The sequence below is a fragment of the Streptomyces sp. NPDC056987 genome (genome assembly GCF_042673865.1).
Lineage (GTDB): Bacteria > Actinomycetota > Actinomycetes > Streptomycetales > Streptomycetaceae > Streptomyces.
The window spans coordinates 112754-126054 of the sequence record NZ_JBHURV010000011.1; the positions used below are offsets into that span (position 1 = coordinate 112754).

The 13301-nt window shown below is 73.0% G+C and carries 13 protein-coding genes and 1 pseudogene; 8 read left to right on the forward strand and 6 right to left on the reverse strand.

All coding sequences use genetic code 11. The features are described from left to right. Window positions 1-23 precede the first annotated feature (23 nt). The 3 genes and pseudogenes from ACFTZC_RS15460 to ACFTZC_RS15470 all read right to left on the reverse strand — a co-directional run. Window positions 24-968, reverse strand: a pseudogene (locus tag ACFTZC_RS15460) (ABC transporter substrate-binding protein); the annotation flags it as partial. Further along, on the reverse strand, window positions 965-1681 hold the full coding sequence (locus ACFTZC_RS15465) for an ABC transporter permease (RefSeq protein ID WP_382889780.1): 717 nt from the start codon (window positions 1679-1681) through the stop codon (window positions 965-967). The pseudogene ACFTZC_RS15460 and the gene ACFTZC_RS15465, both read right to left, overlap by 4 nt. Beyond that, the gene (locus tag ACFTZC_RS15470; RefSeq protein WP_382889782.1) at window positions 1678-2358 is read right to left on the reverse strand and encodes an ABC transporter permease; all 681 of its coding nucleotides are present in this window, start codon (window positions 2356-2358) and stop codon (window positions 1678-1680) included. Before ACFTZC_RS15470 ends, ACFTZC_RS15465 begins: the two co-directional genes overlap by 4 nt. 306 nt (window positions 2359-2664) lie before the next feature. On the opposite strand from ACFTZC_RS15470, the gene ACFTZC_RS15475 reads away from it, so the two are divergent. The 4 genes from ACFTZC_RS15475 to ACFTZC_RS15490 all read left to right on the forward strand — a co-directional run bounded on the left by ACFTZC_RS15475 (window position 2665) and on the right by ACFTZC_RS15490 (window position 6511). Continuing rightward, on the forward strand, window positions 2665-3873 hold the full coding sequence (locus tag ACFTZC_RS15475) for a cytochrome P450 (protein ID WP_382889784.1): 1209 nt from the start codon (window positions 2665-2667) through the stop codon (window positions 3871-3873). A gap of 10 nt (window positions 3874-3883) precedes the next feature. Beyond that, a complete protein-coding gene (locus ACFTZC_RS15480) occupies window positions 3884-4987 on the forward strand; it encodes a type III polyketide synthase (protein WP_382889786.1) in 1104 nt (367 codons plus the stop codon). Then, window positions 4984-5637: a class I SAM-dependent methyltransferase gene (locus ACFTZC_RS15485; protein ID WP_382889788.1), complete on the forward strand. Its 654-nt coding sequence runs from the start codon at window positions 4984-4986 to the stop codon at window positions 5635-5637. Before ACFTZC_RS15480 ends, ACFTZC_RS15485 begins: the two co-directional genes overlap by 4 nt. Window positions 5638-5722: 85 nt before the next feature. Further along, a complete protein-coding gene (locus tag ACFTZC_RS15490; RefSeq protein WP_382889790.1) occupies window positions 5723-6511 on the forward strand; it encodes an SAM-dependent methyltransferase in 789 nt (262 codons plus the stop codon). A gap of 113 nt (window positions 6512-6624) precedes the next feature. On the opposite strand, the gene ACFTZC_RS15495 is transcribed toward ACFTZC_RS15490, so the two are convergent. Next, window positions 6625-7026 (reverse strand): DUF6221 family protein, encoded by a 402-nt coding sequence (locus ACFTZC_RS15495; RefSeq protein WP_382889792.1) that lies wholly within the window; start codon window positions 7024-7026, stop codon window positions 6625-6627. Between the two features lie 196 nt (window positions 7027-7222). Here ACFTZC_RS15495 and ACFTZC_RS15500 point away from each other — a divergent pair, with 196 nt between their 5' ends. Continuing rightward, window positions 7223-8116 carry an aminoglycoside phosphotransferase family protein gene (locus ACFTZC_RS15500; RefSeq protein WP_382889794.1) on the forward strand — a complete coding sequence of 298 codons (894 nt, stop codon included), beginning with the start codon at window positions 7223-7225 and terminating at the stop codon, window positions 8114-8116. 82 nt (window positions 8117-8198) lie between these two features. After that, window positions 8199-8726, forward strand: coding sequence for a GNAT family N-acetyltransferase (locus tag ACFTZC_RS15505; RefSeq protein ID WP_382889796.1), 528 nt, complete (start codon window positions 8199-8201; stop codon window positions 8724-8726). 19 nt (window positions 8727-8745) lie between these two features. On the opposite strand, the gene ACFTZC_RS15510 is transcribed toward ACFTZC_RS15505, so the two are convergent. Both ACFTZC_RS15510 and ACFTZC_RS15515 read right to left on the reverse strand, forming a co-directional pair. After that, a complete protein-coding gene (locus ACFTZC_RS15510) occupies window positions 8746-9774 on the reverse strand; it encodes an L-idonate 5-dehydrogenase (RefSeq protein WP_382889798.1) in 1029 nt (342 codons plus the stop codon). A 14-nt stretch (window positions 9775-9788) separates the two neighbouring features. Further along, a complete protein-coding gene (locus ACFTZC_RS15515; RefSeq protein ID WP_382890004.1) occupies window positions 9789-10559 on the reverse strand; it encodes an SDR family oxidoreductase in 771 nt (256 codons plus the stop codon). Between the two features lie 194 nt (window positions 10560-10753). Here ACFTZC_RS15515 and ACFTZC_RS15520 point away from each other — a divergent pair, with 194 nt between their 5' ends. Then, window positions 10754-11521 carry an IclR family transcriptional regulator gene (locus ACFTZC_RS15520; RefSeq protein WP_382889800.1) on the forward strand — a complete coding sequence of 256 codons (768 nt, stop codon included), beginning with the start codon at window positions 10754-10756 and terminating at the stop codon, window positions 11519-11521. 670 nt (window positions 11522-12191) lie between these two features. Beyond that, window positions 12192-13184, forward strand: coding sequence for an LAETG motif-containing sortase-dependent surface protein (locus ACFTZC_RS15525; protein WP_382889802.1), 993 nt, complete (start codon window positions 12192-12194; stop codon window positions 13182-13184). The last annotated feature ends 117 nt before the right edge of the window (window positions 13185-13301 follow it).

Here is a 13301-nt window from a genome sequence, read left to right on the forward strand (position 1 = left end):
GGCGGCGGGCCGCCGCGGCCGGCCGGCAGCAGTCCCCGTGACTCCAGATAGCTTCTGGCGACGTCCTCGGGCAGCCGCCGCCAGCCGTCCACCCGCTCGCCCAGTCCGGCCAGGTCCGCGGTCGTCAGTACGGTGTTCAGCCGGTCCAGGGCCTCGGTGACGCCTCGCGCGCCGGCCCTGGCCCGGTTGACGACGGGCACGATGTTGTCTGCGTTCTGCAGGTGCTTGTCGTCGGCGAGCAGCACCAGTCCGAACCGGTCGAGGGTCGCGTCGGTGGTGGTGGTCAGCACCATCTGGTCCTGGCCGCGCCGCACGGCCTCCTTGGCCGGTGTGGTGCCGACGCCCTTCGGGTCGATGCCGGTGATGTCGATCCCGTACGTCTTCCGCAGCCCCGGCGCGCAGTACGGGCGCCGTACGCACTCGTCACCGGCGGCGAGCCGCACCGGCAGCCGGGAACGGCCCAGGTCACTCAGGGTCTTCAGGCGGTGCTTCCGTGCGTAGGAGGCGGCGACCGCGAAGGCGTTCTGGTCGACCGCGCGGCCGGGAGCGAGGACCGTCAGCCCGCGCGCCGAGGCGAGGGTGCGCAGCGCCTTCATCGTGGTGGCGAGGTCCGGCGAGCCGACGGGGCGGGCGCCGGGGCCGTGGACCTTGGCGTTCAGCCAGTCGGCGAAGGTGGCCGCGTACTCCGGTACGACATCGATCCGGCCGCTCTCCAGGGCCGGTTCGTAGAGCTCCCGGTTGGTGACCGAGAGAATTCTGGTGTGGTATCCGGCCCGCTCCAGCAGGAGCGCGTACATCTGGGCCAGCAGGTCGCTCTCGGTGAAACCGGCGGTCCCGACGGTGAGATGACGGCTGTCGCCGGGCGGGGCGGTGACGGCGCCCCGGTGTTCCAGGGAGGGTCCCGTGGTGCAGGTGGCCGTCGCCAGGAGCAGGACGCCGCAGAGGGCGGTGGTACGCAGCGGCCTCATCCGGCGCCGTCCCCGGGGCCTCCCGTCCGGCCACTCCGGCCCGGCCCGCCCCACCGCGGCCCGGACGTCCCCAGCCGGCGTACCGCCTCGAACACCCCCTCCACCAGCAGCGCCAGGGCGGCGACGAGCACGGCGCCCGCCACCACCTGGGCGGTGTCGGCGAGGTTGAACCCGGCGGTGATGATCCGGCCTAGTCCCCCGCCGCCGATCAGCGCCGCGAGGGTCGCGGTGGCCACGAGCTGGACGGCGGCGATCCGTACGCCCGTGAGGATCAGCGGCAGCGCGAGCGGCACCTCGACCCGGTACAGCGTCTGCCACGCGGTCATGCCCATGCCGCGGGCGGCCCGGACGGTGTCCCGGTCGACGCCCCGCATCCCGACATAGGCGTTGGTCAGCAGCGGCGGGACGGCGAAGAGGACCAGGGCGATGATCGTGGGCCACTGTCCGTACGCGCCGAGCGGGGTGAGGAGCAGCAGGACGAGAACGGCGAAGGTGGGGACGGCGCGCCCCGCGTTGGAGATGTTGACGGCGAGGGCGCCGCCCCGGCCGAGGTGGCCGAGGACCAGGGCGACGGGCAGGGCGAGCGCGCAGCTCAGGGCGAGGCAGACGACGGTGAGGAAGAGGTGCTCGGCGAGCCGGTCGCCGATGGAGCCGTCGCCCGACCAGTGGGCGGGGCTGGTGAGCCAGGACCAGGCGGCGGTGAGGGTGTTCACGCGCGGGCCCGCCGGGTCCAGGGGGTGAGCAGGCGCTGGAGCAGCAGGAGGATGACGTCGGCGGCGACGGCGATGACGACGCACAGCACGGAGGCGGTGAGCACCTGCGCCTTGAAGAAGGAGTTCATCCCGGCGTAGATGAGGTTGCCGAGTCCGCCGTATCCGACGATGGCGCCGATGGTGACGAGGGAGACGGCGGAGACGGTCGCGATGCGCAGTCCGGCCAGGGCCGCGGGCAGGGCGAGCGGCAGTTCGACGGTGAGCAGCAGCCGGAGCGGGCCGTACCCGAGTCCGCGGGCGGCCTGCCGGGTCTCCTCGGGGACGCCGCGCAGCCCGGCGAGGATGTTCCGTACGAGCAGGGTCAGGGAGTAGAGCACGAGCCCGGCGACGACGAGCGAGGCGGACAGTCCGTAGAACGGCAGGAGCAGCGAGAACATGGCGAGCGACGGAATGGTGTAGAGGACGGTCGTGACGCCGAGGACGGGGGCCGCCGCCACGTTCCAGCGGCGGGCGGCGAGCGCGAGGGGTACGGCGAGGGCGAGGCCGATCAGGACGGCGGCGAAGGTGAGCTGGAGGTGCTGGAGCACCGCGTCCCACAGGATCGTGCGGCGGCTGGAGAGGTAGGCGCCGCAGATCCACTCGTTGCGCGCGAGGCAGTCGTCCGGGGGCGCGGTCACCTGTCCATTGGAGCGCCGCCCGGCGGCGCCCGCGCGCCGTGCTGGACCGTACGGGGGAGGCGGGACGGTCGAGTGGGGCGCGGCGCGATCCCCGTGGCGGGCGCCGGGGCCGCCGGGGAGGGGTTCACGACCGGATCACCGGGTCCCAATTCGCCTGAATGGTAAGGATGTTGCGTGGGATCACACGTAAATACCTCTTACGGGTGAACTGGACGGAATTACTTGAGTGTGGCGCCGATCGTCATGGCATGCTCCGAACAATCAGGACTACTCGCCATCTGTCCCCTCCGATGAGGAAGTGCCGCGATGACTCCTTCGGATTCCGTGCGGACCTGCCCGGTCCGACATGACAACGCGCTGGAACCCGACCCCTTCATGACCCGGATGCGGACCGAGGCTCCGGTCGCCCGGGTCCGGATGCCGTACGGAGAGGGCGACTGCTGGCTCGTCACCCGGTACGCGGACGTCCAGACCGTCACCTCCGACCGGAGGTTCAGCCGCGCGGCGCTGATCGGCAAGGACTTTCCGCGGATCACCCCGGCGCCCATCGCCCAGTCCGAGGCGATCAATCTGATGGACCCGCCCAACCTCAACCGGGTACGCCGGCTGATCATCAAGGCGTTCACCACCCGTCAGGTCGAGCAGACACGGCCCTGGACCCAGCGGACCGTGGACGAACTGCTCGACGAGATGGTCGCGCGGGGCGGGCCGGGCGACATCGTCGCCGATCTCGCCGACCGGTTGCCCCTGATGTCGATCTGCGAACTGCTCGACATACCGGTGGCGGACCGGCGCCAGTTGCGCGACTGGGCGATGGCGATGATGTCCATGAACGCCGCCGACCGCGACTCCGCGGTCGGGGCGAAGGCGGGGCTGCGGGCGTACTTCACCGAGCTGACCGCGGCGCGCCGGCGCGCGCCGGGCGACGACCTCATCAGCGCGCTCGCCACCGCCCGGGTGGGCGACGAGATGCTGGACGAGGCCGAACTGGCCGTCCTGGCGATGCTCCTGGTCGTCACCGGCCACGACACCACCACGTACGACATCAGCAACATCGTCTTCACGCTGCTGACCCACCCCGCGCAGCTCGCGCAGTTGCGGGCCCGCCCCGAGCTGCTGCCCCAGGCCGTCGAGGAGTTGCTGCGGTACATCCCGTTCCGCCAGGGGGTCGGCATCCCGCGGGTGGCCCTGGAGGACGTCGAGTTCGACGGGGTGACCATCAAGGCGGGCGACACGGTCCATGTCTCCTACCTGACGGCCAACCGGGACGACCTCGTCTACGAGCGCCCGGACGAGCTGGACTTCGAGCGCGTGGACCCCGCCGTCCACATGGCGTTCGGGTACGGCAGCCACCACTGCCTCGGCTCCCATCTCGCCCGGATGACCCTCCAGGTCTCCGTCGGCACCCTGTTCCGCCGGTTCCCCGCGCTGCGGCTGGCCGTTCCCGAGCCCGAGGTGCGGTGGAACACCGACTCCATCTGGCGCTATCCGCTGGCGCTTCCGGTCGCCTGGTGAAGGAGCTGACATGGCAACACTGTGCAGACCGGCGATCGCCGTGCCCGAGCACGTCATCACCCGGGAACAGACCCTGGAGTTCGCGCGCACCCTGCACGCCGGGCACCCGCAACTCGCCCTGGCGCTGCGGCTGATCGGCAACACCGGGGTGCAGACCCGGCATCTCGTGCAGCCGATCGAGGACACGCTGAGACATCCCGGCTTCACCGCCCGCAACGCCCTCTACGAGAGCGAGGCCAAGTCCCGGCTGCCGGAGGTCATCGACCGGGCGCTGGCCCACGCGGAGCTGACGACCCGCGACATCGACCTGATCGTGTACGTGTCGTGCACCGGCTTCATGATGCCCTCGATGACCGCGTGGCTGATCAACACCATGGGGTTCAGGTCCGCCACCCGCCAACTGCCCATCGCCCAGCTCGGCTGCGCCGCCGGTGGCACCGCCATCAACCGCGCGCACGACTTCTGCATGGCGTATCCGCGGGCGAACGTGCTCATCGTGTCCTGCGAGTTCTGTTCGCTCTGCTACCAGCCGGAGGACCTCGGGGTGGGCAATCTGCTCTCCAACGGTCTCTTCGGGGACGCGGTCGCCGCCGTCGCCGTACGGGGCGAGGGCGGGGTGGGCGTCCAGCTCGAACAGAACGGCTCGCATCTCGTGCCCGGCACGGAGGAGTGGATCTCGTACGCGGTCCGGGACACCGGCTTCCACTTCATGCTCGACAAGCGGGTCCCCGGCACGATGTCCATGCTCGCCCCGGCCATGCGGGACATGGCGGAGCCGTTCGGCTGGGACGTCTCCGACCTGGACTTCTACATCGTCCACGCGGGCGGGCCCCGGATCCTCGACGACCTGAGCAAGTATCTGATGCTCCCGTCGGAGACCTTCCGCTACAGCAGGGCGACCCTCACGGAGCGGGGGAACATCGCCAGCGCCGTCATCTTCGACGCGCTGGACCGGCTCTTCGAGGAGGGCGGCGCGGCGCAGGGGGCCCGGGGGGTGATCGCCGGCTTCGGCCCCGGGATCACCGCGGAGATCTCCCTCGGCCGCTGGATCCGGCCGGGCGGCGCGGCGACGGTGTCCCACCGCAACGGGAGCGTCCCGAGGAGCGCGGTGTGAACGCCCGGGAGATCCGGCCGGCCGGCCCACGGGGCCCCCGGCTCTCCCGGGCCGACACCACCCGCGCCGACCGGCTCACCCGGCTGGCCGGGACCCGGCTCGCGCCGCTCCCCGGCACCGCCCTGCTCGTCATCGGCTGCGGCACCGGACGGGCCGCGCTGCTGCTGGCCGCGGAGACCGGCTGCGCGGTGACCGGCACGGACATCGGCGCCGCCCGGATCGCCACCGCGCGGCGCCGCGCCGCGCGTTCGGCGCTGGGCGTCCGGCCGGAGTTCCACACCGCCGACGCGACCGCCCTGCCGTTCCCGGCCCGCTCCTTCGACCAGGCGCTCATGATGGAGGTCACCTCGCGACTGCCGGACACCCCAGGCCGCCGGGGCAAGCGGGCCGTCCTCGCGGAGGCCGCCCGCTGTCTGCGCCCCGGCGGCCTGCTGCTCCTCGCGGACCCGGTCGGCGCCGGCGGCGCACCGGCGGGCGCGCCGGGCGCGCGTCCCACGACGCGGGAGCGGCTGCCGGCCCTGCTCGACGCGGCGGGGTTCGACGTGCTGCGAATCGACGACCTGACCGCGCTCACCGGCGAACCGGCGGCGGAACGGTATACCGGCTACGTCATGATCACGGCCTGGTCCCGGGTGGCGCGCGTCACCTAGGCTGTGCGCCCGTCCGCGTCGCACCGCGCCCACCACGGCGCGTCGGCGGTCGTGGCAGCCCCGGTCACCCACACAGGAGCCCTTCATGACGGCCCATCCGCCGCCCCAGCCCCGGATCGACACCAGCAAGGCCCACCCCGCACGGGTGTACGACTGGCTCCTCGGCGGCAAGGACAACTATCCGGTGGACCAAGTGGTCGGCGAGCGCATACCCGCGGAGGCCAAGGGCAACGCCTTACGCAACCGGGCGTACATGCGGCGCGCCGTCGCCTGGGTGGCCCGGCAGGGCGTCGACCAGTACCTCGACATCGGCACGGGGATCCCCACCGAGCCGAATCTGCACCAGATCGCCCAGGAGATCGTTCCGACGGCCCGGATCGTCTACGCCGACAACGACCCCATCGTGCTGCGCCACGCCGAGGCCCGGCTCACCGGCACGGCCGAGGGCGCCACCGACTACATCCAGGCGGACGTCCGGCAGCCGGAGGCCATCCTCGATCACGCCCGGACCCTCCTGGACTTCGGCCGGCCCGTCGCGCTCTGTCTCATCGCGCTGCTGCACTTCGTCCCGGACGAGGACGACCCGTACGGGATCACCCGGACCCTCGTGGACGCGCTGCCCTCCGGCAGCTATCTGCTCCTCTCCCACACCACCTTCGACGAACACCCGCAGTACCGGGACGTCGTCACCACCGCCTACAAGGAGGGCGAGATCCCGCTGCGGATGCGGGACCGGGCCGAGGTGGCGCGCTTCTTCGACGGTCTCGAACTCGTGGAACCCGGGCTGGTGACGGCCGCCCACTGGTACAAGGACGGACCCGCCCCGGCGCCCGAGCCGAGCGGCTTCTACGCCGGCGTCGCGCGCGTACCCTAGGGTCTGTCGTTCGCGTACCGCCCTGACGGGCCCGATGGACCGGACCGGCGGGGAGCCGGAGCCGGTCCACCAAGGACACGCTGCCGGTGGCCCTCTAAGGTGCCGGTGGCCCTCTAATGGGAGAACCGGGGCAGCCACTTCACCTGGTAGTCCCTGTGGTGGGCGTGCTCCGCGGCCATCTGCCGGACGACGAAGCCCAGTCCCACCGCGCGGCCGTCGGCGAAGCTGTCGCCGGGACGGTCCACGTCCAGGGCCGCGACCTCCGCGTACTCGTCGAGCAGCACCCGGCTCGTCTCGACACGCCGGAGGGTGCACGCCGGATCCTGACGGGCGATGTGGCGGTCGTAGCCGTGCGTGCGCAGGCTGAACGCGATACTGCCGGTGCGGTCGTGGATCTCACCGGGCTGCTCCGGCGGGCACCGCCAGGCATCGCCGCCGGCGTCGCGGGCGATCCGCTCTTCCTCGTCGAGGCGTGCCCGCACGAACGCCATCAGTCCAGCGTTGTGGTCTGTCATCTGGTTCCGGTCCTTCTTGCCATGACGGACCCGCTCCGGGCAGTGCCCGTGCCGGGTCCGTTCCACTCGTCCCGCAGAGCATGCCGCACTTCGGCCCCGCACGCCGCGCCGTCCACGCCGGGGCGCGCGCCCGGCACGAGTCCGCCGGGGAAAAGCGAGTTGACCGGTCGGGCGCGGGGCCGCTTGGCTGGTGGCCATGCAGCCGCGCCCCCTCCACCCGGACGAAGTGGCCACCGGCGTCCCCCTGGTACGCCGGCTGCTCGCCGCCCAGTTCCCCCGGTGGGCGGCGCTGCCCGTCACGCCGGTCCGCTCCGCCGGTACCTCGAACGCGATGTACCGGCTCGGCGCGGAGATGGTCGTACGGCTCCCCCGCGTCGCGAGCGCCGCCGGCGACGTGGCGAAGGAGCACACCTGGCTGCCGCGGCTCGCGCCGGCGCTCCCGGTCGCCGTTCCCGTACCGCTGGGCAGGGGGACGCCCGGCGAGGGGTTTCCCTTCCCGTGGTCGGTCTACCGCTGGCTGCCGGGCGGGAACCCGGGGGCCGCCGGGATCGCACGGCCGGAGCCGTTCGCCCGGGAACTGGCGGAATTCATCAACGCGTTGCACCGGATCGACCCGGCCGACGGGCCCGCCTCGTACCGCGGTGAGCCCCTGGCCTCGCGGGATGCCGCCACCCTCGCCGCCATCGGTGAGCTGGGCGGGCACCTCGACGCCGTCGCGGTGACGGCCGCCTGGGCGGCGGCGCTGCGAGCGCCCGGACGGCGCGGGCCGGCCGTCTGGATCCACGCGGACCTGCAGCCGGGAAATGTGCTGATCGCCGACGGACGGCTCGGCGCGGTCATCGACTTCGGCTGTCTCGGGCTGGGCGATCCGGCCGTCGACCTGATCGCGGCGTGGTACCTGCTGCCCGCCGCCGCGCGGGGCGTCTTCCGCGCCGCCGTCGGGGCCGACGAGGCGGCCTGGGCGCGGGGGCGCGGCTGGGCGCTGTCGATCGCGCTCCTCGAACTGCGCCACTACCGGGAGACGGACCCGCGAATGGCCGCCATCGCCCGGCGGGTCGTCGACGCGGTGCTCCGGGAGGAAGGAGCCTGACCGGTCCCGGTCCCGGGAACGATGTGGCGCGGCCCGGAGAATTCCTTTGCGCCGCCGCGCGGCGCCGCCCCACACTGTGCCGGTGCTGATCCGACGTGAGAACCCCGCCGACCGTGCCACCGTACGGGCCGTCACCGCCGCCGCCTTCGCGACCCCGGAGAAACCGGAGACCGTGGAGGCCCCGCTCCTCGACGCGCTGCGCACCTGCGAGGACTGGCTGCCGGAGCTCTCGCTCGTCGCCGTCGACGGCGCGCCCGGCGGGCCGGAGGAGATCGTCGGGCACGTGGTCTGCACCCGCGGGCGCGTCGACGGCGCCCCGGCGCTGCTCCTCGGTCCGCTGAGCGTGCGTCCGGACCACCAGCGCCGCGGCGTGGGGCTGGCGCTCGTCCACTCCGTGCTCGGCGCGGCGGACGCCCTCGGCGAACCGCTCGTCGCGCTGCTGGGGAGCCCCGCGTACTACGGCAGGTACGGCTTCCGGACCAGCACGGAGTACGGGATCGTGCCGCCCGATCCGTCCTGGGGCGCGTATTTCCAGGTCCGGACGCTGACCGCGTACCGGGAGACGCTGCGGGGTGCCTTCCGGCTCGCCGAGCCGTTCGACCACATCTGACCGCTCCCCAAGACAGACCCTAGGTTCCCGAGAGGTCCAGCAGCACCTTGGAGGCGACTTCGCGGTCCCCGGCGATGTCGAAGGCGTCGACGGACCGCTCCAGCGGGAAGGTGTGGGTGACGACCGGATCGACGGGCAGTCCTCCGGCCAGCAGGGCCAGCGCCTCGTCGAATTCGCCGTCGAACCGGAAGGCGCCCCGCAGCTCGATCTCGCGGGTGACCGCGACATTGCCCAGCAGCCCGACCTCGCCGGGCGGCAGCAGCCCCAGCAGGACGACGGTGCCCCCGCGGCGCACCCGCTCCACGCAGGTGCGCAGTCCCGCCGGGGCGCCGGACGCCTCGATCGCGACATCGACGGCATCTCCCCAGGCCGGATCGTCGGGGCGGTCCGCCCGTACGGTCGCGGTGGCGCCGACCTCGGCCGCGAGCCGCAGCGGCGCGTCGAGCAGATCGGTGACGACGACCTCCGCGGCGCCCGCCTGGCGCAGCGCCGCCACGACGAGGCAGCCGATGGGGCCCGCGCCGGTGACGAGGACGCGTCGGCCGCGTACCGCACCGGCCCGGCGTACGGCGTGCAGCGCGACCGCCAGCGGTTCCGCGAGGACGGCGCGGCGCAGCCCGAGCCCCGCGGGCAGCGGGCGGATCTGGTCGGCGGGCACGGTGATGTGCTGGGCGAAGCCGCCCTGGACGTGCGGGGTCCGGGCGGCGCTGCCCAGATAGCGGGTGTGCGCGCAGATGTTGCGCCGGCCGTCGGCGCACTCGGGGCAGGTGCCGCAGGGGGTGGCGGGGTGGACGGCGACGGGGGTGCCCTCGGCCGGTCCCGTGGTACCGGGGCCGAGGGCGGCGACATGCCCGACGACCTCGTGGCCCAGCACCATGGGCGCGGTGACGGCGAAGTCCCCCACCCGGCCCCGGTGGTAGTAGTGCAGATCGGAGCCGCAGATTCCGCCGAGGGCGACCGAGACGGCGATCTCGCCGGGCCCGGGGTCGGCCGCCGGCCGTTCCTCGATCCGCAGGTCACCGGCTCCGTGGACAACACACGCGTGCATGGGGGAAGGCTCCTTCACAGGACGGAGAGCATGCCGCCGTCGACGTACAGCACCTGGCCGTTGACGAAGTCGGAGGCGGGAGAGACGAGATAGATCAGGGCGCCGACCAGGTCGTCGACCGTGCCCCAGCGGCCGGCGGGCGTGCGGCCCCGGACCCAGGCGCTGAACTCCTCGTCGGCGACGAGCGCGGCGGTCAGCTCGGTCTCGAAGTAGCCGGGGCCGATGGCGTTGACCTGGATACCGGACGGGCCCAGGTCGGCGCACATGCCCTTGGTGAGCATCTTCAGGCCGCCCTTGGTGGCGGCGTACGGGGCGATGCCGGGGCGCACCACCTCGCTCTGGAGCGAGCAGATGTTGACGATCTTGCCCTGGCCACGGGGGGTCATCCGCCGGGCGACCTCCCGGCCGACCAGGAAGGCGCTGGTGAGGTTGGTGCCCAGCAGTCCGTGCCATTCCTCGTCGGTGAAGTCGGTGAAGGGGGCGCGCCGCTGGGCCCCGGTGTTGTTGACGAGGATGTCGATCGGGCCCGTCCGCTCCTCGACGGAGGCGACGGCCCGGGCGACGGCGGCGGAGTCCGTGACGTCGAACGCCTCCGCGCGGACGGCGTCGCCGAACGCCTCGGCCAGTCCGGCGCGCGCCGCCTCCAGGGCGGCGGCGTCCCGGCCGTTGAGGACGACCGTGCAGCCGGCTTCCAGCAGCCCCCGCGCGAGCGCCAGGCCGATGCCCCGGCTCGATCCGGTGACCAGGGCGACCTTTCCGGTGATGTCGAACATCGGGTGGCTCATCGGGCGGCCCTCCGGTGCCGTGTCATGCACAGCTCCTTTCATTTTTCCACTGAATGGAAACACCATCTGTTCAATGGAAAGCATCGTGTCCACGCTCCCCGGCCGGTGTCAACCACCAGGTCGCGCACCAGCGCGCGCACCCGGTCGATCACCGCCCGGCGGAGGGCCCTTCCGCCGAGTGGTAGCGTCCTGCTGTGAGTGCCAGCGATGTACCGGTCGACGTGGTGGGCCGGGCGATCCGGCTCCTCCTGCTGGTCGGCGAGCACCCGCACGGCATCACGCTCTCGGAGCTGGCGCGCGAGAGCGGCGTGCCCGTCTCCACCTCGCACCGGCTGGTGAACTCGCTGTGCCGCGAGGGCCTGGTCGAGTTCGAGCCGGTCGGCAAGCGCTACAAGCCGGGGCTCGGCCTCTTCCGGCTCGGCCAGCAGGCCGGCCAGGCGTACGGGTTCGCGGGCGCCGCCCTCCCCGTGATGCAGCGGGTGACGCGGCAGACCGAGGAAGCCACCCTGATGTCCGTGCTCGACGGGACGCACCATCTCTACGTGCACTACGTGGACGGCCCGCTGCCCGTCGGCGTACGCAGCGAACCCGGCCGGCACGGCCCACTGCACTGCACCTCGATGGGGAAGGTACTGCTGGCGTTCGCCCCCGCCGAGGTCCGGGCGGACCTGCTGGAACGGGTCGAGCTCACCCCGTACGGACCGCGCAGCATCACCGACCGCGCGGTCCTGCGCGCCGAGGTCGAGCGGGCCGCCGAACGCGGTTACGCGACGGCCGACGAGGAGCACCACGCCGGGCTGCGCGCCGTGGCCGTGCCCGTGCTCCGTCCGGACGGCGGTGTCTTCGCGGCGCTCTCGACCGCGGCCCCGGCGTTCCGCCGCACCCTCGACGACCTGGTCGCCATGGTGCCGGTGCTCCAGGCCGCCGCGTCCGAACTCGGCGTCCGGCTGCCCACCCGCTGACCCTGGTCGCACGGCCCGCCGTCCGGTCCTGGATCCGGCCGCCCTCATGGCTGTCCCCGGATCCGGTCGTCCCCGCGCGAGCACCGGAACACCCCGTCCACGCACCGCGATCGCGTGTTCCGAACCGCAATCAGGCCGTGAGTGGCTGGACTTCACCGCAACCATTGCGGCGACCCAGTGACCACCGCGCGCGCCACCACCGCCGACCCCGCTTCCGCCGCTCTACCGACGCACCGTCATAGCACGCCGGGACGAGGTGAGTTGGCCCGCCGCCCAGCGTCCGGCCACTCTCCGCCGGGCCGGTGACGGGCCGACCGCACCGCCTCTGACCACGCACAACGCCGGTCGGTCGGGGCGGCACCCCAGGCGGGACGGCGCGGCACCGGACATGGTTCCAGGGGTGGTCCGGTGGTGTGTTCCGCCGCGCGGCACGCCCGGCAACGGCCCTGACGGAAGGCAGTATTCCGGCCGTTGCCGCAGGTTGACACGGAAGTGGCCGCCCCAGCAGCATGCGTGATGCCACCGAGGCCCCGCTGCCCGGTGTGCGACCACCTACTTCAGTCCGGCCCTCGCTTCGGCCTGCCCGCTCCGGCACCCGGCAGGCCACCTCGTGTTGTGCGCGACGCGATGCACGGGACCGGATCACGCGGGCAACAAGATGGAGAAACGCATGGCCAAAACGAGACGTGTCACCGCGCTGCGCCTGCTCGGAATCGGCGCCGCCGCCCTGGCGTTCACCACCGCCGCGGCAAGCTCCGCGTGGGCGACCGACTGCCCCGGCGGCAAGGGCTGGGACAAGGGCAACCACGGGGGTTACCAGCCCGGCACGGGCGCGGGCACGCCGGTCACCACCGCCGACAAGTGTGAGTTCTCCCTGGACGGCCGGGACTGGGTCTCCCAGATCAAGGTCGACGACATCAGCCTCAAGCCGGCCGACGACGGCAAGGTCCACGTCAAGGTCCGCACCGCCTCCGACGCCTCGAACTGCACGGTCTCGCTGGCCTCGTACCGTACCCACGGCCCCACCTGGGAGACCTCGGGCGAGCAGGTCTTCCACGACTTCGACACCGTCGACATCAAGCAGGGCGGCCAGGACACACTGGACGTGGCCTTCCCCGACGTCGGCTGCTACGCGCAGGTCGACCTCTACCGCGGCAAGGTCAAGTACGACGGCCTCAAGGACGCGAACGACGGTTTCGAACACGGCGACCTGCCGATCGGTCCGAGCCGCGCGGTCATCAAGGACAAGCTGATCGCGGCCTGGAACGGCGGCACGAAGAACTGCACCGCGCAGGAGATCCCGCCGGCTCCGGAGCCGCCCACGGACGAGTCCACGCCGGAGAAGCCGCCGGCCGAGGCGACGCCTCCCGGCGACACGCCCTCGGAGTCCGGCACACCGGGCACGGACACCCCGACCCCCTCGGCGAGCGAGCCCACCACCCCCTCGTCGGACACCCCCACGCCGAGCGCCTCCGAGCCGACGTCGGACACCGCCACCCCGCCGAACACGCCGAGCGCGGCGTCCACCGGTGGCGGCGGCGACCTGGCGGAGACCGGCGGCGGCAATGTCGTCCCGCTCGCCGCGGGCGCGGCCGTGCTGCTGGCCGCGGGTGGCGCGGTCGTGATCGTGACCCGTCGCCGTAAGGCCGTCGCGGGCAACTGACCCACCACGGCAGCCGGTACGCGGGCCCCTCCGCCCTTTCCCGCCTCTGTTTCCCGGGGCGGGAAAGGGCGGAGGCCCGTTCGGCCCGGAGGGCGTCGGTGCCGAGAGCGTCCGCCG

Coding starts and splice junctions, on each gene's coding strand:
- ACFTZC_RS15475 (WP_382889784.1), top strand. CDS start 2,665: ATGACTCCTTCGGATTCCGTGCGGACCTGCCCGGTCCGACATGACAAC.
- ACFTZC_RS15480 (WP_382889786.1), top strand. CDS start 3,884: ATGGCAACACTGTGCAGACCGGCGATCGCCGTGCCCGAGCACGTCATC.
- ACFTZC_RS15490 (WP_382889790.1), top strand. CDS start 5,723: ATGACGGCCCATCCGCCGCCCCAGCCCCGGATCGACACCAGCAAGGCC.
- ACFTZC_RS15495 (WP_382889792.1), bottom strand. CDS start 7,026: ATGACAGACCACAACGCTGGACTGATGGCGTTCGTGCGGGCACGCCTC.
- ACFTZC_RS15500 (WP_382889794.1), top strand. CDS start 7,223: ATGCAGCCGCGCCCCCTCCACCCGGACGAAGTGGCCACCGGCGTCCCC.
- ACFTZC_RS15510 (WP_382889798.1), bottom strand. CDS start 9,774: ATGCACGCGTGTGTTGTCCACGGAGCCGGTGACCTGCGGATCGAGGAA.
- ACFTZC_RS15515 (WP_382890004.1), bottom strand. CDS start 10,559: ATGAGCCACCCGATGTTCGACATCACCGGAAAGGTCGCCCTGGTCACC.
- ACFTZC_RS15525 (WP_382889802.1), top strand. CDS start 12,192: ATGGCCAAAACGAGACGTGTCACCGCGCTGCGCCTGCTCGGAATCGGC.